Source organism: Pseudomonas sp. R1-1 (assembly GCF_051132135.1).
Classification (GTDB): domain Bacteria; phylum Pseudomonadota; class Gammaproteobacteria; order Pseudomonadales; family Pseudomonadaceae; genus Aquipseudomonas.
Window position 1 is genome coordinate 1,113,933 of record NZ_CP071663.1, and the last position, 25,005, is coordinate 1,138,937.

Sequence of the window (25,005 nt, forward strand, 5' to 3'; positions counted from 1 at the left end):
ACTGCTTACAACGGCAGGCCAGCCTTGACCCGGTACTGATTGCGCACCGGCGTCGCGTATTGCAGCACCAGATACGGACGATGCTCGGCGGGGCAGGCGTCCAGCCGGCTCTGCCATTCTTCCTGCGCCTTGGCCAGTTCGTCGGCCGGGAACACCTCGGCCGCCTGCGGCACATTCAGTTGCGGATCAGCGTCAGCCCACTGCGCATACGCCAGGTAATGCACCGGGAACAAGCGGTAGCCGCCGAGAATCTGCTTGTCCATCTCGGTCGCCAATTGCTTGGTGTCTTCGTAGACCTCGGTGATCGGCGCGGCGAAGTTGATGTGCACGCGGCCCTTGTAGCCGGTGATGCCCTTGGCAATGCTCACGTCATCCTCACCCGGCGCCTTGCAATAGGTGCCGGTGGTGGCGCGGATGTACAGCTCGCGGGCCTTGGCCTGATCGCACGGGTCGTATTCATAGCTGATCGACACCGGCGTCACATTGAGCGAGCGGATCACTTCGCCGAACGGCTCGTCCTTGCGGCTCATGTGGAACATCTTGAGGATCGCCGACTCGGTGCGGTCGTCGCCGTCCTTCGCCCGGCCTTCCGCCTGGGCGATCCAGATCGAGGCGCAATCGTTGCGGATCGAGTGGTTGATGTACGCGGACAGCAATTGATACGCGGCCATTTTCTCGCGTCGACCGGTGATCGAGCGATGCACGATGAAGCTCTTGTTCAAGCGCATCAGGTCGCTGACGAAGGGCTTCTGCAGCAGGTTGTCGCCAATCGCGATGCGCGGCGTCGGCAGACCGGCGTGGTACACGGCGTAGTTGACGAAGGCCGGGTCCATGACGATGTCGCGGTGGTTGGCGATGAACAGATAGGCGCTGCCGGACTTGAATTGCTCGACCCCGGTGTAGGTCACGCCGTCGGTGGCGCGCTCGATGGTGTGATCGACGTAAGACTCGATCTTGTCCTGCAAAGTCGCCACCGACACCACGTCGGCGAACTCACGACGCAGCCGATGGGCTATAAGAGGTTTGAGCATCCAGCCGAAGGCACCGGCAAAACGCGGGAAGCGGAAGTGGGTGAGGATATCTAGAAACGCCTTGTCGCCGAGCAGTCTTGCCAGTACCACGGGTACTTCGCTGTCGTCGTAAGGTCGGATGGCATCGAATTCGCCCATCATGCTCTCTTGTTGGAAACGGCTAGGGTAAGTAAAGGGTTTGATCGAAAACCCGCGGGGCACGGTCTGAAAAAATAGCCAGACACCAATAGCCCTGCCAATAGACCGGCGATTATACGCACAAGTCACTTGGGAGACCGCGATGCTGGAAGCCGCTGAGTATGAATGTCCGTATTGCGGGGAAGAAGTCGAGACCACGCTGGATCTGTCCGGTGGCGATCAGACGTATATCGAGGACTGTCAGGTGTGCTGCCGACCGATCACCTTTGTTTTACAGGTGCATGAAGATGAATGGCACCTGGAAGTCTTCAGCGAAAATGAATGAGGGGCGCCCATGCAGCGAATCTACGAACCGGCCAGCCTGATGGAAGGCGAAATGCTCAAGGGCATGCTCGCCAGCGAAGGTATCGAGGCGCACCTGAGCGGCCGCGATCTGCTCGGTGGCACGGGCGAGCTGCCTATTTTCGGGCTGTTGGGGTTGTCGGTGGATAACGGTCAGGCCGAGTACGCCCGTGAGTTGATCACCGCGTACAATGCCGCGCTGCCGCTGCCCGGCGATGAACCGGAAAGCTACCCCGGTACGCTGGTCTGTTAGGCTGGCGTCGGTTTTATTCAAGAGTCGTGTTGCCCCATGTGTGGACGTTATGCCCTGTTTCGCTGGAACCGCGATTTCGCGGCCCTGCCAGGTTTTCCCGCCGATCAGCAGGCGCAGTGGAACATTTCCCCCAATGATTCAGTGCTGATGCTGCGCGCCGGTGAAGACGGCGGGCGCACCCTGGCCCGCGCGCGTTGGGGGCTGACGCCGCGGTGGCTGACCGATTTGTCGAAAACTCCTGCCCACGCCCGGGCGGAAACCGTGGCCGAGCAACCAATGTTCCGTGAAGCGCTGCGCTTGCGCCGCTGCCTGTTGCCGGCCAACGGTTTTTACGAATGGCGCGGAACCCAGCGTAAACGTCCGTTCTGGCTGACGCCGGGGGAGGGCTCATCGCTGTTTTTTGCGGCGATCTGGGAGGCGTATCCGGTGCAGGAGCAGGTCTGGCTGAGTACCGCCGTCATCACCCAGCCGGCGGCCAGTCAGCGCCGACCGTTGATTCTCGATGAGGCGGGGCAGGCGGCATGGCTTGATCCGGAAACACCGCTGCATGTGTTGCAGGGCTTGCTGGCCAGTGAGCCGGCGGTATTGCGCGAGCGGGTGTTGGCGAATCTGGTGAATGATCCGAAGTTGAACGGGCCGGAGTGTTTGACCCCGGGCTAAGTCTGTAGATCAAAAGCCCCTCACCCTAGCCCTCTCCCGGAGGGAGAGGGGACTGAATGGGGGATTTTGAAGATATGCGCCGATTTGCGTGTATTTCACTGAATCCATAATCGCCGCGGTTTCGCGGGTCGATGCAGGGTGGCAGACAACCCGGTCGGTCCCCTCTCCCTCTGGGAGAGGGCTAGGGTGAGGGGCTTTTGATCTTCAGACCTTGAACTGATTGATCAACCGCCGCTGCTGTTCCGCCAGTTTGGTCAACCCGGCACTCGCCGAACTCGATTCATCCGCACCGCCCGCCACTTCATTGGCCACCTGACCGATATTGATCACGTTGCGATTGATGTCATCGGCCACCGCACTCTGCTCCTCCGCCGCGCTGGCGATCTGCGTGTTCATGTCGTTGATCACCGAGACTGCATGAGTAATCGTCTCCAGCGCCTCGGCGGCTTTCGCCGCGTGTTGCACGCTTTCGTCGGTGCGGTTCTGGCTGTCTTCCATGACCCGCACCACATCGCGGGTGCCTTGTTGCAGTTGCTGGATCATGCTCTGGATTTCTTCGGTGGCTTGCTGGGTTTTCTGCGCCAGGTTGCGCACTTCGTCCGCCACCACCGCAAAGCCGCGACCTTGTTCGCCGGCGCGCGCCGCTTCGATCGCCGCGTTCAACGCCAGCAGATTGGTCTGCTCGGCAATCCCGCGAATCGCCGTGAGGATCGCGTTGATGTTCTCGCTGTCCTTGGCCAGGGTTTGCACGACCTCGACCGCTTTGCCGATTTCCCTGGCCAGCACACCGATCGAGTTCGAGGTGTCACGCACGATCTGCATGCCCTGAGTGGCCGCCTGATCGGCGTGGCTCGCGGCCTGCGCCGCTTGCGTGGCATTTCGCGCCACGTCTTGCGCGGTCGCGGTCATTTCCTGCACCGCTGTTGCCACCTGATCAATTTCGGCCATTTGTTTCTGGATGCCGATGTTGGTGCGAATAGCGATGTCGGCGGTGTGCTCCGAGGAATCGCTGACGCTCTGCACCGAGGTCACCACTTGGGTGATCATCGCCTGCAATTTGGCCAGGAAGGTGTTGAAACCCTTGGCGATCGAGCCGAGTTCATCGCTGCGGTCACTGCTCAGGCGGCGAGTCAGATCGCCTTCGCCTTGCGCGATGTCATTGAGCATGGCGACCATCTGCTTGAGTGGCCGGGCAATGCCGTGACCGACCAGCCAGATCACCAGCAAGCCGAGGCCGGCGATCAGCAAACCGACCATGGCCATGCCGAAGGTGTCGGACTTGCGCTGGGCATCGAGGTCGGCCTGCAGCGTTTGCAGATCGGCCATCACCGCGTTGAGCGGCAGTTGCAGCATCAGCGTCCAGCGCGCGTCGGTCTGACCGATGCCGAACGGCAGGTACAACTCGATCCGGCCCTTGTCCTTGTTAACGGAGTAAGTCACTTCGCCGCGCTTGAGGTTGGCCATGTTGGCGGACTGTTCGGCATCGAGAATGTCGCTGACTTTTTCGCCGAATTTGCTCGGGTCCTTGGTGTAGGCCACGATCCGGCCGTTGCTGCCGACCAAGGCCATTTCCCCGGCACCGCTGTAGAGTTTCTGGTTGGCACCCAGCAGCATCTCTTGAATGAAGTTCACCGACAAATCAGCGCCGACGATGCCTTGGAAAGCGCCGTTGAGCATGACCGGTTCGATAAACGAGGCAAGCATGACCACCTTGTCGCCGACCTTGTACGGCGCCGGATCGATCACGCAGGGCTTCTTGCTTTCCTTCGAGCACAGGTAGTACTCGCTGGCGCGCACGCCGGTCGACAGGGTTTTCTGGTCGTCGACGTCGATCAGTTTGTCGAGGCCGAGGGTGCCGTCCTCGTTGCGGAACCACCACGGCAGAAAGCGCCCGTTGCTTGCGTCGATACCGACCACGCTGGTGCCGACGTAGGCCGCGTCGTTGTGGTCGAGAGCATTCTTTTCCCAGCCAATGTACGTGCCGAGAATTTTCGGGTTCTTTTCGACGTTCTCTTTGATCAGGCTGATCAGTTGCTCGCGGCTGACGCTCAGGCGTGGCTGGCCATCGGCGCCCGGCGTGCCAAGCAGAGCGTTGACGCGCACCAGGCCGCCGGCAATCAGCAGCGGTGCTTCGAGTTCACGCTGGATCTGGCTGACCTGGGTTTGCGCCAGCGCGGTCAGGCGCTGCTCGATGACCTGCTCGAACTGGGCCTGGGTGCGTTGTTGCACCATCGCTTGGGTGCGCGCGCCGGCAAACAGCGCATACAGCACCAGCGCCGCTACCACGCTAAGGACAATGGCGCCGGCCAGGGCAGCGACGGAAAACTGGATCGATTTGAACTTCATGGGAGCTCCGCAGGCAGGAGAATATCTGCGAAAGATTTATCGGCGGCGGCTGCGGGGCCATGAGTGGCGCTGGTCGGAATCGGCCCGGGATGTCGTAAATCGGCTTCTGCGTGACGCAGCGGCTGTGTGGCTGGCGGTCGCCTGGATATTTTTCGATGCGGGCAATGTCTGAGAAGCCACTGCTACATGTCCGTTGTATCTGGCGTCTATACAATTACCCGCCTAGGATACGCCACAGGTTTTCAGGGAGCTTTTCAATGAACAAGACATTGGTTGTTAGTGCACTGAGCGCAGCGCTGTTGCTGGCCGGTTGTCAGTCGGTCAACACCACCAGCGGCGGCGCCGTCGGGGTGGAGCGCAAGCAGTACATGTTCAGCATGCTGTCGGCACAAGAGGTCGATCAGATGTATGCCCAGTCTTATCAGAAAACTGTTGGCGAGGCGTCCAGCAAAGGTGTGCTGGACAAGACCAGCCCCGAGGCCAAGCGAGTGCAGGCGATTGCCAACCGCTTGATCGCGCAGGCGCCGAATTTCCGTCCGGATGCGGCGCAGTGGCAGTGGGAGGTCAATCTGATCAAGAGCGACGAGCTCAACGCCAACTGCGGTCCCGGCGGCAAGATCATTTTCTACACCGGGCTGATCGACAGCCTGAAACTCACCGACGATGAAATCGCTGCGGTCATGGGCCATGAAATCGCCCACGCCTTGCGCGAGCACGGTCGTGAAGCGATGTCCAAGGCTTATGGCATCGAGATGGCCAAGCAGGGCGCCGGTGCGTTGTTCGGTCTGGGTCAGGACAGCCTGGCGCTGGCCGACACCGTGGCCAACTACGGCATGACCTTGCCCAACAGCCGCGCCAATGAAAACGAAGCCGACCTGATCGGCCTGGAACTGGCCGCCCGCGCCGGCTACAACCCGAATGCGGCGATTACCCTGTGGGACAAGATGAGCAAGGCTTCGGAAGGTTCGCCGCCGGAATTCATGAGCACTCACCCGGCCTCGACCAGCCGGATCGCCGCGTTGCAGGCAGCGATTCCGAAGGTCATGCCGCTCTACGAAAAAGCCCCCAAATCCTGAGTCAGTGATCGTTCCCACGCTCTGCGTGGGAACGCCTCAAGGGAGGATCCGCGTTCCAATGGGACGCAGAGCGTCCCCGGCTGCATTCCCACGCAGAGCGTGGGAACGATCCTTCTCTCAGGGTTAAATCCAGCCACTGCTCTGCATCGCTTTGTACACCGCAACAATCGCCAGAATGAAAAAGGCCGATGCCGCCAGGCGACGGATCAAGGTCAGTGGCAGTTTGTCCGCTGCAAAATTACCCGCCAATACCACCGGCACGTTGGCAATCAGCATGCCCACGGTGGTGCCAATGATCACCAGCCACAATTCCGGGTACTGCGCGGCGAGCATCACCGTGGCGATCTGGGTCTTGTCGCCGATTTCGGCAAGAAAGAACGCAATCAGCGTAGTCAGGAACGGGCCGAACTTGCGCGCGGTGCTGGCTTCGTCGTCGTCGAGCTTGTCCGGGACCAGCGTCCACAATGCCGTGGCGGCGAAGCTGGCAGCGAGAATCCAGTGCAGGACGCTGTCGGAGAAGAAGCTGCCGAACCAGGCACCCACCGCACCGGCTGCCGCGTGGTTAGCCAGGGTCGCGGCGACAATCCCGGCGATGATCGGCCAGGGTTTGCGGAAGCGAGCGGCAAGAATCAGCGCGAGCAGTTGCGTCTTGTCGCCGATTTCGGCCAAGGCAACGATTGCGGTGGGAACGAGTAACGAGTCCAGCATCAGGGATTTCCTAAGGGGCGGGTCGACACGGCTATGACACGTACAGCCTTCCCGCCCCGGGTAAGGTGTGCGTGTCATAGGTCTTGTCAAACCCTGCGATCCGTCTGTTGCGGACGCTTGGGTCGCATACGCCATGATCTGAGGATCAAGTATGTTGACGTATGCCGGACGAGCTTGGCGCTCGTGGGAGACTACTCCCCTAGGACGGAGCGGATTCTGCCTAGGCAAATCCGATTGGGCAAGCGACTTTTTACAAAGCGCTTTCAGCCGCGCTTGGCCCGGTAGATCCGGAAACCGTTGCCTTCGGCCTTGATTGCACAGACGCCCAGATGTTCTTCGATCAACGGCTGATATTTCAGGAAGCTGTTCGCGACCAAGCGCAGTTCGCCGCCGTTTTTCAGATGTTTGGCCGCTTTTCGCAGCAAGTTTTCGGTAGCGAAATAATCCGTATGCACGCCGACGTGGAACGGAGGGTTGCTCAAAATCGCGCTCAAACCCATCGGCGCAGCATCGATGCCATCACCGGTCAGCACTTCGGCTTCGAGGCCATTGGCGGCGAGGGTCAGACGGCTGCTGGCGGCGGCGAACGCATCGACATCGAGCAACGTCACCTGATTATGCGGGTAGCGACGTTTGACCGCGGCACCGAGCACGCCGGCGCCGCAACCGAAGTCGAGCAAATGGCCGCTTGGCAGCTTGTCCAGATGCTCCAGCAACAGGGCGCTACCGCGATCGAGGCGACCGTGGCTGAACACCCCTGGAAGGCTGATGACTTTCAACGGGCCTTCGGCCAAGGGCAGTTCGTACGTCTGCGCCAGGCTTTCCAGTGATTTGGTTTCAGGCGCGTTGGCCACGGTGACCTGCCAGAGCTGGCAATGCCGCGCGCTGTCGAGCTTGCGTGGTTTGCCGAACGGGTTGAGCTGTTTCGCCGCCCCTTCGATGCCGCTGCGTTTTTCCCCGACCAGAAACACCTCTCGACCGGCCAGGCGCGAGGCAACGGCGTTGAGAATGTAATCGGTCAAATTCTTGGACTTGGGCAGAAACACCACCGCGCTGTCGAATTCACGCTCCGGGATGTTCACGCCAAAATCGCTGCGGCCTTCGAAACGGGCCTCCAGCGCGGCTTGATCGCCGGCGTGCCAGCACCAGCCAAAGGCATTAGGCAGGTGCCCGAGCAAATCGTCGGCGGGCAATCCGGCGAGCAACAGCGAACCTTGAAACCATTCAGGCTGACGAAGCAGTACTTCACTGCGCGGATCCATAACTGCTCCTCGAAAAAAAAGTGCCGCAGTTTATCAACTGACGACCCGCAGCGCCTTAGCGCTGAAGAACGCCTGTGCGTTTTCACTGAGTTGGCCAACGATGCGCTGGCGTGCTTCGCGACTACCCCAGGCGTTGTGCGGGGTGACGATCAGGCGCGGAATATCGTTCGCCAGCAGCGGATTACCCTGAGCGGGCGGCTCGACGCTCAGCACATCCGTCGCCGCGCCGCCGAGGTGCCCATTGCGCAAGGCATCGGCCAGCGCCTGCTCATCGATCAGGCCACCGCGTGCAGTGTTGACCACGAACGCGCCGGGTTTCATCAAGGCCAATTCACGCGCACTGATGAAATGGCGGGTGTGTTCATTGAGCGGGCAGTGCAGGGTCAGGGCGTCGATCTGCGGCAGCAGTTCATCCAGTGGCACGCGATCGGGGCGGGCAGGGCGCCCGGGAATCTGCCCAAGCAGCACGCGCATGCCAAACGCTTCGGCCAGCCGCGCCACGGCGCCGCCGAGTTCGCCGTGACCGAGCAGGCCGAGGGTTTTGCCCTCAAGCTCGACGATCGGATAGTCGAGCAGACAGAACTGCTTCGCCTGCTGCCAGCGACCTTCGCCGACCGCTTTCTGATAGTCGGCCAGTCGTGTGGCGAGGTTGAGCAGCAGCATGATCGTGTGCTGCGCCACCGACGGCGTGCCGTAGCCCTGGCAGTTGCACACCGTGATGCCTTGCGCGCGAGCGGCGGCGAGGTCGACGTTGTTGGTGCCGGTGGCGCTGATCAGGATCAGTTTCAATTGTGGGTTGGCTGCCATGGCGGCCGCGTCGATCACGACTTTGTTGGTGATCGCCACGCTGGCGCCGTGCAGGCGTTCGACAACCTGCTGCGGCGTGGTCTGGGCGAACAACTGCAGATCGCTGAAACAGTCGCGCAGTGGATTGAGGTCGAGGTCGCCGAGATCCAGCGACGGGTGATCGAGGAATACCGCGCGGTGCGTGTTCGTCATCAACTGTACCTTTTGTGCGAAGAGCGTAGGGCGTACTCTGCCGAGCCTACCAGATGAAACAAATTGATACGCCTGGCCGAAAGGAGCCCCCATGTACTGGACCGAGTTCTTGACCGTTGCATTGATCCACTTGCTGGCCGTCGCCAGCCCCGGCCCGGATTTCGCCGTGGTGGTGCGCGAGAGCGTGACCCACGGTCGTCGCGCCGGTACGTGGACGGCGCTGGGTGTTGGCACGGCGATTTTCCTGCACGTCGGTTATTCACTGCTGGGGATCGGCCTGATCGTGTCGCAATCGATCGTGCTGTTCAACGCCTTGAAATGGGCGGCAGCGGCGTATCTGCTGTACATCGGCTTCAAGGCCTTGCGGGCGCAGCCGGCGAAACCTGTGACAGATGATCTGCACAAGGAGGCTGGCTTGCGCACCGCGCGCGGCGCCTTCACCTCGGGTTTCGTGACCAACGGCCTGAACCCGAAAGCCACGCTGTTCTTTCTGTCGCTGTTCACCGTGGTGATCAACCCGCACACGCCTTTGGCGGTGCAGGCCGGTTACGGCGTTTACCTGGCTGTGGCCACCGCAATCTGGTTTTGCCTGGTGGCGATGCTGTTCAGTCAGCACCGCGTGCGAGCCGGTTTCGCCCGCATGGGCCACTGGTTCGACCGCACCATGGGCGCGGTGCTGATCGCTCTCGGCGTGAAAATCGCGTTTACCGAGATGCATTGAGAAGCGGGTGATGATCCGACATTTACGGGGCTTGGCAGACTGTAGCTCCTCACCCTAGCCCTCTCCCGAGGGAGAGGGGACCGATTGTGGGAAGTTGGAGAAATACACCGACTTGAACGACTTTCTCCGAACCCACAATCGCCTCGGTCTTTCAGGTCGGCGTTTGGCTCAGCACAACTCGGTCAGTTCCCTCTCCCTCTGGGAGAGGGCTAGGGTGAGGGCTTTTGAAGCGGTTCAGATCATCGTCAGGCGAAGCAACCTTTCGCTGCTGCTCTCACAGGTCCGCCCGCCGCTCGCTTCGCATGGCCTCTGATTCAGTCACCGGATGCTGGCGCAAAGCTAGCATTTGTACGGCTGTGCAAATCATTCCTTTGGCTGATTTGACTGTCATGCAGGCGCACTAGAGTACAAAGCTCTCCGCCAACACCGTGCAGTCAGAAAAGGGATTCTTATGTTGCAGACTCGCGTCATTCCCCCGGCCGACGGGGCCTACCAGTATCCATTGCTGATCAAACGGCTGCTGATGTCCGGCGCCCGGTACGAGAAAACCCGCGAGATCATCTACCGTGACCAGTTGCGCTACAGCTACCCGACGCTGATCGAGCGCGTCGCACGGCTGGCAAACGTGCTGACGGCGGCCGGGGTGAAGGCCGGCGACACGGTGGCGGTGATGGACTGGGACAGCCATCGTTATCTGGAATGCATGTTCGCGATCCCGATGATCGGCGCGGTGATCCACACCATCAACGTGCGCCTGTCGCCCGAGCAGATTCTCTACACGATGAACCACGCCGAGGACCGCTTCGTGCTGGTCAACAGCGAGTTTGTCGGCTTGTACCAGGCGATTGCACCGCAGCTGACCACGGTCGAGAAAACCCTGTTGCTGACCGATCTGCCGGAAAAAAACGCCGAGCTGCCAGACCTGGTCGGCGAATACGAACAACTGCTGGCTGCTGCGAGTCCGCAATACGAATTCCAGGACTTTGACGAAAACTCCGTCGCGACCACCTTCTACACCACCGGCACCACCGGTAATCCCAAGGGCGTGTACTTCACTCATCGGCAACTTGTCCTGCACACCATCGGCGTGTCGACGATCATGGGCTCGATCGACAGCGTGCGTCTGCTCGGTACCAGCGACGTGTACATGCCAATCACCCCGATGTTCCACGTACATGCCTGGGGCTTGCCGTACGTGGCGACCATGCTCGGGCTTAAACAGGTTTATCCGGGGCGTTACGACCCGGAGTTTCTGGTCGAGTTGTGGCGCAAGGAAAAAGTCACCTTCTCGCACTGCGTACCCACCATCCTGCAAATGCTGCTCAACGCCAAAGGCGCACAAGGCGTCGATTTCGGCGGCTGGAAGATTGTCATCGGCGGCAGCGCGCTCAATCGCTCCCTGTACGAAAACGCCAAGGCGCGCGGCATCCAGCTCACTGCCGCGTACGGCATGTCCGAGACCGGGCCGCTGGTGTCCTGCGCGCACCTCAACGATGAGCTGATGGCCGGCACTGAAGACGAACGCACCACTTACCGGATCAAGGCTGGTGTGCCGGGGCCGTTGGTGGAAGCGGCGATCGTTGACGGCGAGGGCAACTTCCTTCCGGCCGACGGCGAAACCCAGGGCGAACTGGTGCTGCGGGCGCCGTGGCTCACCGAGGGCTATTTCAATGAGCCGCAAAAGGGCGCCGAACTGTGGAGCGGCGGCTGGCTGCACACCGGCGATGTCGCCACACTCGACAGCATGGGCGTGATCGACATCCGTGACCGCATCAAGGACGTGATCAAGACCGGCGGCGAGTGGATCTCGTCACTCGACCTCGAAGACCTGATCAGCCGTCACGTCGCGGTACGCGAAGTAGCAGTGGTGGGGATTGCCGATCCGCAGTGGGGCGAGCGCCCGTTTGCCCTGCTGGTGGTTCGCGAAGGCCATGAGATCGGCGCACGCGAGCTCAAGGAACACCTCAAGCCATTCGTCGAACTGGGGCACCTGAGCAAGTGGGCGATCCCGAGTCAGATTGCCCTTGTTACCGAAATTCCCAAGACCAGTGTCGGCAAGCTCGACAAGAAGCGCATCCGTCTCGACATCAGTGAATGGCAAGCCAGTAACAGCACCTTCCTTTCGACACTTTGAGTGTCTGCTGGCGCGCCGAAACCGGCGCGCCAGACCCACCAAGCAAGCGCTTGGCTTGTGAAATCGAAAAAATCAGCCATCCTTGCCGTGCCGACTTGTGTCGGACTGGCGAAAGGACTGTTCCAGAGTGGTTGGCGACTGCAAATCACACTTTAGAGGGATCAAGCAGTACCCCCTGCTGGCTATAGTCCGCTCAAGGACTTTTTAAAAACGGAGCACACGCACTGATTGGGGCGAGCAACTTTGAAGCGGTTTCGGACAGCCTTGGCTTCCGGCCCTTCACAGCGTTTTTGAAAGTACTCACTGCCATAACAATAATGCACATGGAGTAGCGTCGATGACCTCAGTAAACCAGTTCTGGCGCCGGGCGAAACTGCCTTTGGCAGTCAGTCTTGCCTCCTCGCTCGCCGGGCCCGCATTCGGCGTCAGTTTCAACGTCGGTGAAATCGAAGGCCAGTTCGACTCGTCCCTGTCGATCGGTGCGAGTTGGTCTACTCAGAGCCCGAACAAGAACCTCATCGGCGTCAACAATGGCGGCCACGGCCTGTCGCAAACCTCCGATGACGGCCACGCCAACTTCAAGAGCGGCGAAACCTTCTCGAAAATCTTCAAGGGTATCCATGACCTTGAACTGAAGTACGGCGACACCGGCGTGTTCGTCCGGGGCAAATACTGGTACGACTTCGAACTCAAGGATGAAAGCCGCGAGTTCAAGGACATCAGCGACAGCAATCGCAAAGAGGGCGCCAAGTCCTCTGGCGGGCAGATTCTCGACGCCTTCGTCTACCACAACTACGCGATCGCCGATCAGCCAGGCTCCGTGCGTCTGGGCAAGCAGGTGGTCAGCTGGGGTGAAAGCACCTTCATCGGCGGCGGCATCAACTCGATCAACCCGATCGACGTTTCCGCATTCCGTCGTCCGGGCGCCGAGATCAAGGAAGGCCTGATTCCGGTCAACATGTTCTACGTCTCGCAGAGCCTGACCGACAACCTTTCCGCCGAAGCCTTCTATCAACTGGAATGGGACCAGACCGTCGTCGACAACTGCGGCACGTTCTTCTCCCAGCCGGACATCGTGGCCGACGGTTGCGACAGCAACCTGCGCGTGCTGAACAAGCGTTCGCAGATTCCAGCCATTGCCCTTGGGCCTTTGGCGGGCGCAGGCGTCGATGTCAACCAGGAAGGCGTGCTGGTGCGCCGTGGGCCGGATCGCGATGCCCGCGATAGCGGCCAATGGGGCGCCTCCCTCAAATACATGTTCGAGCCACTCGACACCGAGTTTGGCGCCTACTTCATGAACTACCACAGCCGTGCACCGATCTTCAGCGCCACCGGTGCACCGCAATCGGTCTACAACACCGCTGCCGGCTTGCCGGGCCCGTTTGCCGCACTCGCGCCATTGCTGGTGGCGGGCAACTCGCAATACTTCATTGAATATCCTGAAGACATCCGCCTCTACGGTCTGAGCTTCTCCACCACCCTGCCTACCGGTACGGCGTGGAGCGGTGAGATCAGCTACCGTCCGAACGCACCGGTGCAGTTGAACTCCACCGACATTCTGTTCGCCGGCGTACGCCCACTGGGCGGCGCGCTGACCAATGCTTCGCTGCTCAATGGCGTGCCGGGTCAGGATCTGCACGGTTACGAGCGCAAGGAAATCACCCAGCTGCAAACGACCTTCACGCACTTCTTCGATCAGGTCATGGGCGCCAGCCGTCTGACCCTCGTCGGTGAAGTCGGCGCGACTTACGTCGGCGGCCTGGAAAGCCGTTCGGAAAAACGTTATGGCCGCGATCCGGTCTACGGTCCGGGTGAATTGCCAGCGACTGGCACTGCCAACACCTGCGCCAACATCCTCAACGCCAGCACCATCAACGGTGCAGGTCCGGGGTCGCCGCAGAACAACCGCAGCCGCAATTGCGACAACGACGGTTTCACCACCTCGATGTCGTGGGGCTACCGCGGTCGCGCGATCTGGGAATACAACGACGTGTTCGCCGGGGTCAACCTCAAGCCGAACGTGGCCTGGTCCCACGACGTCAGCGGTTACTCGCCAGGCCCTGGCGGCAACTTCGAGGAAGGTCGCAAGGCGGTCAGCCTGGGCGTCGATGCCGAGTACCAGAACACCTACACCGCGAGCCTGGCTTACACCAACTTCTTCGACGGCAAGTACACCACCGTGGATGACCGCGACTTCGTTGCGCTCAGCTTCGGCGTGAACTTCTAAGCACTGCATTTCAGGACGAACGAATTTATGAAAATAACAAAGAGTCTGTTCCACGCCGGTGTTCTGGGTCTGTCGCTGCTGGCAACCAGCGTCATGGCCGCCGTGCCTGCCGCTGAAGCCGACAAACTGGGCAAGAGCCTGACGCCGATGGGCGCGGAAATGGCCGGTAACGCCGACGGTTCGATCCCGGCCTGGAAACCCCTGCCGAAGAATGCCGGCAGTGTCGACAGCAAGGGCTTCCTGTCCAACCCTTACGCCAGTGAGCAGCCGCTGTTTACCATCACCGCCAAGGATGCCGACAAGTACAAGGACAAGCTTGCGCCGGGCCAGTACGCGATGTTCAAGCGCTACCCGGAAACCTTCAAGATGCCGGTTTACCCGTCCCATCGCGGCGCCACCGTGCCGGATAACGTGTTCGCCGCCATCAAGAAGAACGCCACCAGCACCAACCTGGTGTCGGGCGGCAACGGTCTGGAAAACTTCGATACCGCCGTGCCGTTCCCGATTCCGAAAAGCGGCGTGGAAGTGATCTGGAACCACATCACCCGCTATCGCGGCGGCAGCGTGACCCGTCTGGTGACCCAGGCCACGCCGCAACCGAACGGCTCGTACAGCCTGGTGTACTTCCAGGACCAGTTCGTGTTCCGCGACAAGATGAAGGATTACGATCCGGCGAACCCGGGCAACATCCTGTTCTACTTCAAGCAGAAAGTGACCGCGCCGGCACGTCTGGCCGGTGGCGTACTGCTGGTGCACGAAACCCTCGACCAGGTCAAAGAGCCACGTTCGGCGTGGGTCTACAACGCCGGTCAGCGTCGTGTGCGCCGCGCACCGCAAGTGTCCTATGACGGTCCGGGTACTGCGGCAGACGGCCTGCGTACCTCCGACAACCTCGACATGTACAACGGTGCCCCGGATCGCTACGACTGGAAGCTCGAAGGCAAGAAGGAAATGTATATCGCCTCCGACAGCTACAAACTCGACGATCCGAAACTGAAGTACTCGGACATCATCAAGGCCGGCCACATCAACCAGGACCTGGCGCGTTACGAGCTGCGCCGCGTCTGGCACGTGACTGCGACGCTGAAGGAAGGCCAGCGCCACATTTACGCCAAGCGTGACTTTTACATCGACGAGGACACCTGGCAGGCAGCGGTGATCGACCACTACGACGGTCGTGGCCAACTGTGGCGCGTCGCCGAGGCGCACGCCGAGAACTACTACGACAAGCAAGTGCCGTGGTATGCCCTGGAAACCCTCTACGACCTGCAGTCCGGCCGCTATCTGGCACTGGGCATGAAGAACGAAGAGAAGAGTGCGTATGACTTCGGCTTCACCGCCACCACCAGCGACTTCACCCCGGCCGCTCTGCGTCAGGATGGTGTCCGCTAAACCGCGGTAAACCCGAGGCCGCATCTTCGTGAAAACGCCCCGACCGGTTCGGGGCGTTTTTGTGTCTGTAGTCTTTTTGTAGCCATTTGTAGCAGCAACCTTCATAACCGGTTCGATTAAGGCTAGGCTGCGGACATCTGCAACGCCGCCAACCGCCATTCGAACAAGAGCCGGCCATGACTGATCTGTCCCCGCTTCCGGGTCCTGCAAAGGTTGCCATCACGGCATTGGACGGGCGTTTTTTTCGCCCGCCGCTGCCCGACGGCTATGTGCTGCGACCGCGTCTGTGCGAGCGCTTGCAAGCCGGGCTCGGCGGGCGCCTGCTGCTGGTCAGCGCTCCGGCGGGGTTCGGCAAGAGTTCGCTGGCGGTGGAGTTCTGTCAGAGCCTGCCGGCGCACTGGCAAAGTCTCTGGCTGGGATTGAGCGCGCGCGACAGTGATCCCGGACGCTTTCTCGAACGCCTGCTCGAAGGCATGCAAGATTACTTTCCAGCGTTGGGTGCCGGCGCCCTCGGGCTGTTGAAGATGCGTCAGCGCCATCAGCCGTTTGCCTTCGAAGAATGGCTCGACGGCCTGCTCGACGAACTGGCGCTGCGTCTTGATCCCGTCGCGCCGTTATTGTTGGTGCTCGACGATTATCATCTCGCCCAAGGCCCGGTACTCGATCGTTGCCTGCAGTTTTTCCTCAATCATCTGCCCGATGGTCTGTTGGTCATGGTCACCAGCCGCCAGCGCCCGGACTGGCATCTGGCGCGCTTGCGCCTGTCGCGACAGCTGCTCGAATTGCATGAACAGGATCTGCGCCTGACCCACGACGAAGCGTTGGCTCTGCTCGATCGCCACAGCACTTCACTGCGCGGCGAAGCGCTGGAAAACCTGATCCAGCGCAGCGAAGGCTGGGTCGCCGGGTTACGTTTCTGGTTGCTGGCGGCGTCCGAGGCGGGCAGCGAGGCGGCATTGCCGCAAGCGCTGAACGGCGGAGAAGGGCTGATCCGCGATTATCTGTTGGAAGAAGTCATCGATTGCCTGCCGGCCGAGGTGCAGGCATTCCTGTATGACACCGCGCCGCAAGAGCGCTTTTGCAGCGAGTTGTGCGACGCGGTGCGCGAAGCCCATGACAGCGCCGAGATCCTGCGTTTTCTGCTGGCCCATCAGGTATTTCTGGTACCGCTCGATGAGCATGGTCACTGGTACCGTTATCACCATTTATTTTCGGATCTATTGCGCAGCCGTCCTCCCACGCAAGCCTTGGTACCGACAGCGACACTGCACTTGCGCGCCTGTCGCTGGTTCAACGCGCAGGGCCTGCTCGATGAGGCGGTTGAACAGGCACTGCGCGCCGGTCACCTCGATGTGGCGGCGAATCTGGTGCAGAACCTGTCCGAGGAACAACTGCTCGCCGAGCAGAACATCGGCATGCTGCTGCGCTGGAAAATGGACTTGCCCGACAGCCTGCTGATCAGCACACCACGGCTGATCGTGCTCTACAGCTGGGCACTGGGGCTGGCCTGCCAGTTGGATGCCGCCGAAGAGTTGTCCAGTCATCTGAGTCGCTTTCTGCCGGCGCCTTCGGCCACCGCTCAGAAGTCGATGCTGGCGCAATGGCTGGCGCTGAGCGGGATCATCGCCCGTGGGCGCGGCCATCGTGAATTGACGATCCGATATTGCACCGAAGCCCTGGAAAGCTTGCCGGCCAAACGGTATGGCCAACGGCTGATGTGCTTGTCGACCTTGTCCAATCTCGCGATTGCCGATGGTGACCTGTGGCGCGCCCGTGGCCTGAACCGTGAGTCGCTGGAGCTGGCGCAGCGTGTTGGCAATCCGCTGTTCGAAGCGCTTGCGCATTACGACCGGGCGCGGGTGTTGCAGTCGCGAGGCGAGATCCTGCGAGCACTGGATGAAGTGCATCAGGGCCTGGAACGCTTGCGCGGTTTGTCACCGCAGCGCTTGTACGCGGTGCGTGCGCGGCTGACGTTGTATGAAGGTTTTCTGTTGGCGATGCGCTTGCAGCCTCAAGCGGCACGAGTGCGTCTGCTGGCGGGGCTTGGCGAAGCCCGCGCCTGTCGCGATATCAGCGTGTTGATCGGCCATTGCGTGATTGCGCGTCTGGACGGTAGCCGTGGCGAATTCGCCAAGGCCTTTGCCGAACTCGCCGAAGCCGAACGCCTGATGCACATCTGGGACGTACCGCCGATCTACTATCTGGCAATGATTACCTTGGTCAAATGCGAGTTGTGGCTGGCGCAGGGGCGTACCGATCTGGCCGAAGCCTGGCTGGCGCGATTGGGCCAGACCTACACCGGCGAACACGCTGCCGCACCGCCAGAGTTTCATCCACAGCTGCCATTGCATGTGGAACTGCAACAAGCGCTGCTCGATATGATTCGGGGTCAACCCATGCTTGCGGAAGGACGGCTCAATGCACTGCATGAAAACGGTCAGCAAACCGGACGACAGTTGCTAAGTGTGATGGCGTTGACGCAAAAGGTCGCGTTGTTGCTCGCCGTGGGCCGTGAGCCGGAAGCCCGCAAGGTCCTCATTCAGGCATTGGAAGCTGCGACTGGCGGTGTGCTGCAGCCGTTTGATGCTTTACTGAAGGGGCACGCGGACTGGTTGCGTGGGCAGGTGCAGAATTCGCCCGCTTTGGCCGGGCAACAACTGCTGAAACAGTTTGCGCCAAAGGCGTTGGGTACTCCCGTAGAATCCGCCAGTACTGAGCAACTGAGTAGCCGGGAACTGGCGGTACTGCGCCTGATCGCCCAGGGTTGTTCGAATCAGGAAATCAGCGAGCAGTTGTTCATCTCGTTGCATACCGTGAAAACCCATGCCAGCCATATCAACAGCAAACTTGGCGTCGAGCGCCGTACGCAGGCAGTCGCGCGGGCCAAGGAGCTCGGGGTGCTAGGTTAAATAGGCGGTGATTCACAAGCCAAAAGAAACGCCCCGAATCATCGGGGCGTTTCTGGTATGGCGGCACGTTTGAAAGGCCGCCCGCGATTGCATCAAGCGTCAGGCTACGAGATCGGTAACACTGAAGTTGTTCACGCCGACCAGCTGAATTTCAAAGTCCGCGCCGGCATTGCCACTGACATTGCCCGACAGTACATGGTCAACGAAGCGCAGTTGGCCTGCTCCGGTGAAATCGGCAGCGCCGATGAAACTGAAGTTGTTGAAGCCAGCCTGCAACAGGTTAGCGTCAAATGCCCTCAGATCTATCTTGTCACCTTCCATTTGGCTGAAATCGGTAATCACGTCGCGTAGTACGCCGAGTCCGGTTTCATGCCAGTCGTTGAATACAAACAGATCGGCACCTGAACCCCCAGTCATGGTATCCGCACCCAGCCCGCCGATCAGCGTGTCATTACCCGCCATCCCATTGAGCGTGTTGCTGCCCTCGTTACCCAGCACCCGGTTGTTGAGTTCGTTGCCGGTGGCGCTAAGGTCCGCGGTACCGGTCAGGATCACGTTTTCCACGTTGGCGCCGAGGGTGTAGTCGATGGAGGTGAAGACGCGGTCGTACTGGGTCGCGGCATTGTTGGTTTCGACCACGACATCGCCAATGTTGTCGACGTAGTAAGTGTCGTTGCCGTCGCCACCGATCATGGTATCGACACCCGCCAGACCATTGAGGGTGTTGCTGCCTTCATTGCCGGTCAACAGGTTGTCCAGCTGGTTGCCGTTCAGGGTGAGATCGGCGGAGCCGGTCAACAACCCGTCTTCCACGTTGGCGCTGAGGGTGTAGCTGACGGAGGTCCTGACCAGATCGTGACCTTCGTTGGCCAGTTCGGTGACGGTATCGGCGGCATTGTCGACGATATAGGTGTCATTCCCGGCGCCACCAATCATCGTGTCAGCACCGGCCATGCCGTTAAGCAGATTGTTGCCGATGTTGCCCAGCACCCGGTTGTTGAGCTCGTTACCGGTGGCGTTGAGATCTGCGGTACCGGTCAGGATCACGTTTTCCACGTTGGCGCCGAGGGTGTAGTCGATGGAGGTGAAGACGCGGTCGTACTGGGTCGCGGCATTGTTGGTTTCGACCACCATGTCGCCAATGTTATCGACATAATAAGTGTCGTTGCCGTCGCCACCGATCATGGTGTCGGCGCCTGCCATCCCATTGAGCGTGTTGCTGCCCTCGTTACCCAGCACCCGGTTGTTGAGTTCGTTGCCGGTGGCGCTAAGGTCCGCGGTACCGGTCAGGATCACGTTTTCCACGTTGGCGCCGAGGGTGTAGTCGATGGAGGTGAAGACGCGGTCGTACTGGGTCGCGGCATTGTTGGTTTCGACCACGACATCGCCAATGTTGTCGACGTAGTAAGTGTCGTTGCCGTCGCCACCGATCATGGTATCGACACCCGCCAGACCATTGAGGGTGTTGCTGCCTTCATTGCCGGTCAACAGGTTGTCCAGCTGGTTGCCGTTCAGGGTGAGATCGGCGGAGCCGGTCAACAACCCGTCTTCCACGTTGGCGCTGAGGGTGTAGCTGACGGAGGTCCTGACCAGATCGTGACCTTCGTTGGCCAGTTCGGTGACGGTATCGGCGGCATTGTCGACGATGTAGGTGTCATTCCCGGCGCCACCAATCATCGTGTCAGCACCGGCCATGCCGTTAAGCAGATTGTTGCCGATGTTGCCCAGCACCCGGTTGTTGAGCTCGTTACCGGTGGCGTTGAGATCTGCGGTACCGGTCAGGATCACGTTTTCAACGTTGGCGCCGAGGGTGTAGTCGATGGAGGTGAAGACGCGGTCGTACTGGGTCGCGGCATTGTTGGTTTCGACCACCATGTCGCCAATGTTATCGACATAAAAAGTGTCGTTGCCGTCGCCACCGATCATGGTGTCGGCGCCTGCCATCCCATTGAGCGTGTTGCTGCCCTCGTTACCCAGCACCCGGTTGTTGAGTTCGTTGCCGGTGGCGCTAAGGTCCGCGGTACCGGTCAGGATCACGTTTTCCACGTTGGCGCCGAGGGTGTAGTCGATGGAGGTGAAGACGCGGTCGTACTGGGTCGCGGCATTGATGGTTTCGACCACGACATCGCCAATGTTGTCGACGTAGTAAGTGTCGTTGCCGTCGCCACCGATCATGGTATCGACACCCGCCAGACCATTGAGGGTGTTGCTGCCTTCATTGCCGGTCAACAGGTTGTCCAGCTGGTTGCCGTTCAGGGTGAGATCGGCGGAGCCGGTCAACAACCCGTCTTCCACGTTGGCGCTGAGGGTGTAGCTGACGGAGGTCCTGACCAGATCGTGACCTTCGTTGGCCAGTTCGGTGACGGTATCGGCGGCATTGTCGACGATATAGGTGTCATTCCCGGCGCCACCAATCATCGTGTCAGCACCGGCCATGCCGTTAAGCAGATTGTTGCCGATGTTGCCCAGCACCCGGTTGTTGAGCTCGTTACCGGTGGCGTTGAGATCTGCGGTACCGGTCAGGATCACGTTTTCCACGTTGGCGCCGAGGGTGTAGTCGATGGAGGTGAAGACGCGGTCGTACTGGGTCGCGGCATTGTTGGTTTCGACCACCATGTCGCCAATGTTATCGACATAATAAGTGTCGTTGCCGTCGCCACCGATCATGGTGTCGGCGCCTGCCAGGCCGTTGAGGGAGTTATCGAGTGCGTTCCCTGTCAAAGTGTCGCTAAAGGCAGAGCCCAGTGCATTTTCGATCTTGGCGCCAATGGCGATCGCCAGGCCCAGGTTTGTTGCCGTTTGAGTGTTCAAATCCACAAACGCTTTACCGATCTGGCTGAACGTACCCTCATTGAGGTTGATGCTGACAGCCGCGAGCTGATTACTGCCATCAATGGTGTCGTTACCACCGGCATCCCAGATGGTTTCGAAGACCGATTGGTTTGCGTCCCATTTGTAAACGTTGTCGCCGGTCTGCCACAACATGTTAGCGCCGTACAGCGTCTGGATGACAACGATGTCCAGGACCATGGGCGTGGTTGGCAGATAAGAATAGTTGTTGTTGTAGCTCATCACTGTGAAGTGAACATCATCCATTGATGGATCCAGCAACGTTTTGTTCGTCGGGCTGACATCGAATGGATGTTTGAGACCTAGCGCGTGGCCTATCTCGTGCACGAATGTCAAATAGTCGTAGCTACCCTTGCCCGGGGTTGGATCGTTGGTTTGCGGTCCGATCCAGACATCACCAGCCACCGGTGAATTGCCCGGAAAATACGCCCACGCGGCAGTTTGGTCGTCCATCAAGCGATAGGCGCCAAACCGCAGATCACCTACGTTATTGATGTTGTCGCTGGTAAGAGTAAAGGTCAGATTCGCAACGGCACTCCAAGCCCCCAAGGCGGAAGTCACGGCACTCTGCTGGCCGGAAGTCAGCGCATACAGCGCGTTGTATTCGTTATCCGGGCTATAGTCGGTTACGAAATATGAAGTCACTGGCGCCATGAAGCTATAGCTCAGATTGGTCGCGCCGTATGGACTCCAGTTAGACCCCAGCCAATAAGTGCCGGAGATCAAGCTGTCGATCAGCGTGTTGCCAGTCAAAGAAGCCGAAAAGCTGAAGGAGTACGTCGAGGGAGTAGGCATTTCTGTATATTTTCCTGAGTGCGCTGCGGCCCTTCCCGAATGCGACCGCTACAAAAAAGGCGATTGTGCATCAGAATTGGAATGCATGACATCATATAGCCATTATTTTCTGATGTATGGCGTCAAATTACTGGCTTGGAATCATGTATCGGCTTGTGCGTTAAAATCCTGAGTAACGCTATCGCCGCCTGCCGAGGACTCCCATGCCAGCCGTAACGACGTTACTCATCCGTGAAACCTTCCCCGTCGGCCCTTTGCAGTGCAACTGCACGATCATCGGCGACCCGATTACAAAAAAAGCCATCGTCGTCGACCCGGGCGGCAACCCGGACCTGATCATGGCGCGCCTTGATGCCCATGGTCTGAAGGTCGTCAACATCATCCACACCCACGCGCACCTCGATCACTTCCTCGCTTCCGGGCAGATGAAAGAAAAAACCGGCGCGACCCTGCATCTGCACAAGGAAGACCAGTTCCTCTGGGACAACCTCGAGATGCAATGCCAGATGTTCGGCGTGCCGTACACCCCGGTGCCGTCGCCGGACCGCTGGTTGAGCGATGACGAAGAACTGGCTTGCGGTTGCGGTGTGGCATTGCATACGCCGGGGCATACGCCAGGTTCCATGAGCTTCTGGTTTTCCGAGGTTAAGCTGTTGATAGCCGGCGACACGCTGTTTCGTCGCGGTGTCGGGCGCACGGATTTGTGGGGCGGCGATCAGGCGACCATCGTGCGTTCGATCAAGCAGCGGCTGTATACGCTGGACGAGGATGCAACCGTGGTGACCGGCCATGGGCCAGACACTCGCTTGGGCGACGAGATGCGTGAGAACCCGTTTGTGCGTGCCTGAATTTTTTGTCACGGGTGCCGGGCGGAATTTTTAGGCATTGTCATGATCCAACGCCCGCACGGGTCCATTCATCGATGGCCGCTGCACCATAGAATGCAAAAAATGTAGGAGCTCTCCATGTTCACCACGCGTCGTTTGATTATTGTCGCTACTGCCGTGGCCTTGCTGTCCGGCTGCGCCTCGCCCAATCCGTATGACAATCAGGGGCAGGCCGACGGTGGCTCGCAAGGCATGAGCAAAACCGCCAAATACGGTGGCCTCGGTGCCTTGGCCGGCGCGCTCGCCGGTGCCGCGATCGGTCACGATAACCGTGGCAAGGGCGCGTTGATCGGCGCCGCCGTCGTCGGTGCCTCGGCTGCCGGTTACGGTTACTACGCCGACCAGCAGGAAAAGAAACTGCGCGCGAGCATGGCCAACACTGGCGTCGAAGTGCAGCGTCAGGGCGACCAGATCAAGCTGATCATGCCGGGCAACATCACCTTCGCGACTGATTCGGCGAACATCGCTTCGAGCTTTTACCAACCGTTGAACAACCTGGCCAACTCGTTGAAAGAGTTCAACCAGAACCAGATCGAAATCGTTGGCTACACCGACAGCACCGGCAGCCGCCAGCACAACATGGACCTGTCCCAGCGTCGTGCGCAGAGCGTGGCGACCTACCTGACTTCACAAGGTGTCAGCGGTGCCAACCTGTCTGCTCGAGGCGCCGGTCCGGATAACCCGATCGCCAGCAACGGTGACGTCAATGGCCGCGCGCAGAACCGCCGGGTTGAGGTCAACCTGAAGGCGATTCCGGGTCAGCAGTATGGTGGTCAGCAGCAGCAGCAGCCGGGTACGGTGCAGCAGTATCCATAAGCGATTGCCTGAATGAAGAAATGCCCGGTCTTGTGACCGGGCATTTTTTTGTGTTGGCCGTTATGGCCCCATCGCGAGCGGGCTCACTCCTACAGGGGCATGCATTTCAAAATGTAGGAGTGAGCCTGCTCGCGATGGCGATGAAATGGGCACCACAAAATCATCGGATACAAAAAAGCCCCCGGACACTTCACTGTCCGGGGGCTTTTTTTTATCAGCGAAGGATGATTACTTCTTCAAACCGTAATGCTCGTCGAGCATGCCCGGCGAGTTTGGGCTCTTCGGCGCATAATCACGCGGCGGTTCCTGATCGCGCGGTGGCGTCAGGCGTTCGCGCGGTGCCTGTGCGGCGTCGGCGTGCAGGGCGGCGATCAGGCGCTGGCGGGTCTGTTCGTCGAGGGCCAGACGGTTGGCGCCCTCGGCAAGATGATCCTGCACTTCCTGATAGCTCTGAGTGAGCTTCTTGACCAGCATCGCGGTGCTGTTGAAGTGGGTGACCACCTCGTTTTGATAACTGTCGAAACGCTCCTGGATATCATCCAGTTGACGCTGCGTACGGCTCGGTGCGGCGTTCGGCGCAACGCGCGCGATCAGGAATCCAATGGCGACACCCACAACCAGGGCAAGAGTCGGTAACAACCAAACTAAGAGCGAGTGTTCCACGAGTCCTTCCTCTATAAACGGCTTTGCTTTACGTTAACGGCTCGAACCTGCGCTGTATACCGCGATTCACTCGCAATAGATCGGCACAGACAATTTGCTAGACGAGTCGACCCGATTCGAGGTCACGGAGTTCCTCCCTTGCTGATGCGTGAAACCCCTGTAGTGATTGCCGGCCCGGTGGGTCAATTGGAAAGTCTTTACCTGGACAACGAGCAGCCGCGCGGCATCGCGCTGATCTGCCATCCGAACCCGGTGCAGGGCGGCACCATGCTCAACAAGGTCGTTTCGACCCTGCAGCGCACCGCACGCGACGCCGGCCTGATCACCTTGCGCTTCAACTATCGCGGCGTTGGCGCCAGCGAAGGCACCCACGACATGGGCACCGGTGAAGTCGATGACGCCCAGGCCGCCGCTGCGTGGCTGCGGGAAAAACACCCGGACTTGCCGCTGACCCTGTTCGGTTTCTCCTTCGGCGGATTTGTTGCAGCAAGTCTCGGCGGCCGTCTCGAAGCCGAGGGTGTGCAGCTAAAACACCTGTTCATGGTCGCGCCGGCGGTAATGCGCCTCGGTGATGAGGATCAACTGCCACAGCACGGCGAACTGACGTTGATTCAGCCGGAAACCGATGAGGTCATCGATCCGCAGCTGGTTTACCAATGGTCGGAACAACTCCAGCGCCCCCATGAGCTGCTGAAAGTGGCAGAATGCGGACACTTTTTTCACGGCAAGCTGACCGATCTCAAGGATCTGATCCTGCCGCGTCTCTCGAATTGATTGCAGTCTGACAAGCGATTAC

The 25,005-nt window shown here is 59.9% G+C and carries 19 protein-coding genes and 1 riboswitch; of the genes, 12 read left to right on the top strand and 7 right to left on the bottom strand.

Going from position 1 to position 25,005, the window contains the following annotated elements; translation table 11 throughout:
* Nucleotides 1-5: 5 nt before the first annotated feature.
* The gene (locus J3P75_RS05255; protein WP_203419450.1) at nucleotides 6-1,169 is read right to left on the bottom strand and encodes a 1-acyl-sn-glycerol-3-phosphate acyltransferase; all 1,164 of its coding nucleotides are present in this window, start codon (nucleotides 1,167-1,169) and stop codon (nucleotides 6-8) included.
* 142 nt (nucleotides 1,170-1,311) lie between these two features.
* On the opposite strand from J3P75_RS05255, the gene J3P75_RS05260 reads away from it, so the two are divergent.
* The 3 genes from J3P75_RS05260 to J3P75_RS05270 are packed head-to-tail and all read left to right on the top strand — an operon-like array spanning nucleotide 1,312 to nucleotide 2,424.
* The gene (locus J3P75_RS05260; protein ID WP_434709539.1) at nucleotides 1,312-1,494 is read left to right on the top strand and encodes a CPXCG motif-containing cysteine-rich protein; all 183 of its coding nucleotides are present in this window, start codon (nucleotides 1,312-1,314) and stop codon (nucleotides 1,492-1,494) included.
* Nucleotides 1,495-1,503: 9 nt separating this feature from the next.
* Nucleotides 1,504-1,764, top strand: a complete 261-nt coding sequence (locus J3P75_RS05265) for a putative signal transducing protein (RefSeq protein WP_434709540.1) — start codon at nucleotides 1,504-1,506, stop codon at nucleotides 1,762-1,764.
* 36 nt (nucleotides 1,765-1,800) lie between these two features.
* Nucleotides 1,801-2,424 carry an SOS response-associated peptidase gene (locus J3P75_RS05270; protein WP_434709541.1) on the top strand — a complete coding sequence of 208 codons (624 nt, stop codon included), beginning with the start codon at nucleotides 1,801-1,803 and terminating at the stop codon, nucleotides 2,422-2,424.
* Between the two features lie 204 nt (nucleotides 2,425-2,628).
* Here the strand turns inward: J3P75_RS05270 and J3P75_RS05275 are convergent, their stop codons facing one another.
* The gene (locus J3P75_RS05275) at nucleotides 2,629-4,770 is read right to left on the bottom strand and encodes a methyl-accepting chemotaxis protein (protein WP_434709542.1); all 2,142 of its coding nucleotides are present in this window, start codon (nucleotides 4,768-4,770) and stop codon (nucleotides 2,629-2,631) included.
* Nucleotides 4,771-5,027: 257 nt separating this feature from the next.
* Here J3P75_RS05275 and J3P75_RS05280 point away from each other — a divergent pair, with 257 nt between their 5' ends.
* A complete protein-coding gene (locus J3P75_RS05280; RefSeq protein WP_090286177.1) occupies nucleotides 5,028-5,846 on the top strand; it encodes a M48 family metallopeptidase in 819 nt (272 codons plus the stop codon).
* 123 nt (nucleotides 5,847-5,969) lie between these two features.
* Here J3P75_RS05280 and J3P75_RS05285 read toward each other — a convergent pair whose 3' ends face one another.
* The 3 genes from J3P75_RS05285 to J3P75_RS05295 form a co-directional block, all read right to left on the bottom strand.
* Nucleotides 5,970-6,554 carry a TMEM165/GDT1 family protein gene (locus J3P75_RS05285; RefSeq protein WP_258448046.1) on the bottom strand — a complete coding sequence of 195 codons (585 nt, stop codon included), beginning with the start codon at nucleotides 6,552-6,554 and terminating at the stop codon, nucleotides 5,970-5,972.
* 88 nt (nucleotides 6,555-6,642) lie between these two features.
* A riboswitch (yybP-ykoY riboswitch) is annotated at nucleotides 6,643-6,767 on the bottom strand.
* 50 nt (nucleotides 6,768-6,817) lie between these two features.
* Nucleotides 6,818-7,816, bottom strand: coding sequence for a methyltransferase (locus tag J3P75_RS05290; RefSeq protein ID WP_434709543.1), 999 nt, complete (start codon nucleotides 7,814-7,816; stop codon nucleotides 6,818-6,820).
* A gap of 33 nt (nucleotides 7,817-7,849) precedes the next feature.
* Nucleotides 7,850-8,815 carry a 2-hydroxyacid dehydrogenase gene (locus tag J3P75_RS05295; RefSeq protein WP_434709544.1) on the bottom strand — a complete coding sequence of 322 codons (966 nt, stop codon included), beginning with the start codon at nucleotides 8,813-8,815 and terminating at the stop codon, nucleotides 7,850-7,852.
* A 91-nt stretch (nucleotides 8,816-8,906) separates the two neighbouring features.
* Between J3P75_RS05295 and J3P75_RS05300 the strand changes: the two genes are divergently transcribed.
* From J3P75_RS05300 to J3P75_RS05320, 5 genes are all read left to right on the top strand, one after another.
* Nucleotides 8,907-9,536, top strand: a complete 630-nt coding sequence (locus J3P75_RS05300; protein ID WP_434709545.1) for a LysE family translocator — start codon at nucleotides 8,907-8,909, stop codon at nucleotides 9,534-9,536.
* A gap of 451 nt (nucleotides 9,537-9,987) precedes the next feature.
* The gene (locus J3P75_RS05305; protein WP_434709546.1) at nucleotides 9,988-11,670 is read left to right on the top strand and encodes a fatty acid--CoA ligase; all 1,683 of its coding nucleotides are present in this window, start codon (nucleotides 9,988-9,990) and stop codon (nucleotides 11,668-11,670) included.
* Between the two features lie 337 nt (nucleotides 11,671-12,007).
* Nucleotides 12,008-13,897: a DUF1302 domain-containing protein gene (locus tag J3P75_RS05310; RefSeq protein WP_434709547.1), complete on the top strand. Its 1,890-nt coding sequence runs from the start codon at nucleotides 12,008-12,010 to the stop codon at nucleotides 13,895-13,897.
* A gap of 27 nt (nucleotides 13,898-13,924) precedes the next feature.
* Nucleotides 13,925-15,289, top strand: coding sequence for a DUF1329 domain-containing protein (locus J3P75_RS05315; RefSeq protein ID WP_434709548.1), 1,365 nt, complete (start codon nucleotides 13,925-13,927; stop codon nucleotides 15,287-15,289).
* Nucleotides 15,290-15,465: 176 nt separating this feature from the next.
* Entirely contained in the window at nucleotides 15,466-18,198 is a 2,733-nt protein-coding gene (locus J3P75_RS05320; RefSeq protein WP_434709549.1) for a LuxR C-terminal-related transcriptional regulator, read from the top strand.
* Between the two features lie 99 nt (nucleotides 18,199-18,297).
* Here the strand turns inward: J3P75_RS05320 and J3P75_RS05325 are convergent, their stop codons facing one another.
* On the bottom strand, nucleotides 18,298-21,843 hold the full coding sequence (locus J3P75_RS05325) for a matrixin family metalloprotease (protein ID WP_434709550.1): 3,546 nt from the start codon (nucleotides 21,841-21,843) through the stop codon (nucleotides 18,298-18,300).
* A 203-nt stretch (nucleotides 21,844-22,046) separates the two neighbouring features.
* Here J3P75_RS05325 and J3P75_RS05330 point away from each other — a divergent pair, with 203 nt between their 5' ends.
* Nucleotides 22,047-22,691, top strand: coding sequence for an MBL fold metallo-hydrolase (locus J3P75_RS05330; protein ID WP_434709551.1), 645 nt, complete (start codon nucleotides 22,047-22,049; stop codon nucleotides 22,689-22,691).
* A gap of 117 nt (nucleotides 22,692-22,808) precedes the next feature.
* Entirely contained in the window at nucleotides 22,809-23,546 is a 738-nt protein-coding gene (locus J3P75_RS05335; RefSeq protein ID WP_099757148.1) for an OmpA family protein, read from the top strand.
* Nucleotides 23,547-23,774: 228 nt separating this feature from the next.
* Here J3P75_RS05335 and J3P75_RS05340 read toward each other — a convergent pair whose 3' ends face one another.
* On the bottom strand, nucleotides 23,775-24,209 hold the full coding sequence (locus J3P75_RS05340) for a YhcB family protein (protein ID WP_016773251.1): 435 nt from the start codon (nucleotides 24,207-24,209) through the stop codon (nucleotides 23,775-23,777).
* A gap of 144 nt (nucleotides 24,210-24,353) precedes the next feature.
* Between J3P75_RS05340 and J3P75_RS05345 the strand changes: the two genes are divergently transcribed.
* On the top strand, nucleotides 24,354-24,983 hold the full coding sequence (locus J3P75_RS05345) for an alpha/beta hydrolase (protein ID WP_434711211.1): 630 nt from the start codon (nucleotides 24,354-24,356) through the stop codon (nucleotides 24,981-24,983).
* Nucleotides 24,984-25,005 lie beyond the last annotated feature (22 nt).

Excerpts from the sequence above, each read along its gene's own strand:
- J3P75_RS05255 (WP_203419450.1), bottom strand. The coding sequence starts at position 1,169 with ATGGGCGAATTCGATGCCATCCGACCTTACGACGACAGCGAAGTACCC.
- J3P75_RS05285 (WP_258448046.1), bottom strand. The coding sequence starts at position 6,554 with ATGCTGGACTCGTTACTCGTTCCCACCGCAATCGTTGCCTTGGCCGAA.
- J3P75_RS05345 (WP_434711211.1), top strand. The coding sequence starts at position 24,354 with ATGCGTGAAACCCCTGTAGTGATTGCCGGCCCGGTGGGTCAATTGGAA.
- J3P75_RS05305 (WP_434709546.1), top strand. The coding sequence starts at position 9,988 with ATGTTGCAGACTCGCGTCATTCCCCCGGCCGACGGGGCCTACCAGTAT.
- J3P75_RS05290 (WP_434709543.1), bottom strand. The coding sequence starts at position 7,816 with ATGGATCCGCGCAGTGAAGTACTGCTTCGTCAGCCTGAATGGTTTCAA.
- J3P75_RS05315 (WP_434709548.1), top strand. The coding sequence starts at position 13,925 with ATGAAAATAACAAAGAGTCTGTTCCACGCCGGTGTTCTGGGTCTGTCG.
- J3P75_RS05275 (WP_434709542.1), bottom strand. The coding sequence starts at position 4,770 with ATGAAGTTCAAATCGATCCAGTTTTCCGTCGCTGCCCTGGCCGGCGCC.
- J3P75_RS05300 (WP_434709545.1), top strand. The coding sequence starts at position 8,907 with ATGTACTGGACCGAGTTCTTGACCGTTGCATTGATCCACTTGCTGGCC.
- J3P75_RS05320 (WP_434709549.1), top strand. The coding sequence starts at position 15,466 with ATGACTGATCTGTCCCCGCTTCCGGGTCCTGCAAAGGTTGCCATCACG.
- J3P75_RS05260 (WP_434709539.1), top strand. The coding sequence starts at position 1,312 with ATGCTGGAAGCCGCTGAGTATGAATGTCCGTATTGCGGGGAAGAAGTC.
- J3P75_RS05310 (WP_434709547.1), top strand. The coding sequence starts at position 12,008 with ATGACCTCAGTAAACCAGTTCTGGCGCCGGGCGAAACTGCCTTTGGCA.
- J3P75_RS05265 (WP_434709540.1), top strand. The coding sequence starts at position 1,504 with ATGCAGCGAATCTACGAACCGGCCAGCCTGATGGAAGGCGAAATGCTC.
- J3P75_RS05270 (WP_434709541.1), top strand. The coding sequence starts at position 1,801 with ATGTGTGGACGTTATGCCCTGTTTCGCTGGAACCGCGATTTCGCGGCC.
- J3P75_RS05325 (WP_434709550.1), bottom strand. The coding sequence starts at position 21,843 with ATGCCTACTCCCTCGACGTACTCCTTCAGCTTTTCGGCTTCTTTGACT.
- J3P75_RS05330 (WP_434709551.1), top strand. The coding sequence starts at position 22,047 with ATGCCAGCCGTAACGACGTTACTCATCCGTGAAACCTTCCCCGTCGGC.
- J3P75_RS05280 (WP_090286177.1), top strand. The coding sequence starts at position 5,028 with ATGAACAAGACATTGGTTGTTAGTGCACTGAGCGCAGCGCTGTTGCTG.
- J3P75_RS05295 (WP_434709544.1), bottom strand. The coding sequence starts at position 8,815 with ATGACGAACACGCACCGCGCGGTATTCCTCGATCACCCGTCGCTGGAT.
- J3P75_RS05335 (WP_099757148.1), top strand. The coding sequence starts at position 22,809 with ATGTTCACCACGCGTCGTTTGATTATTGTCGCTACTGCCGTGGCCTTG.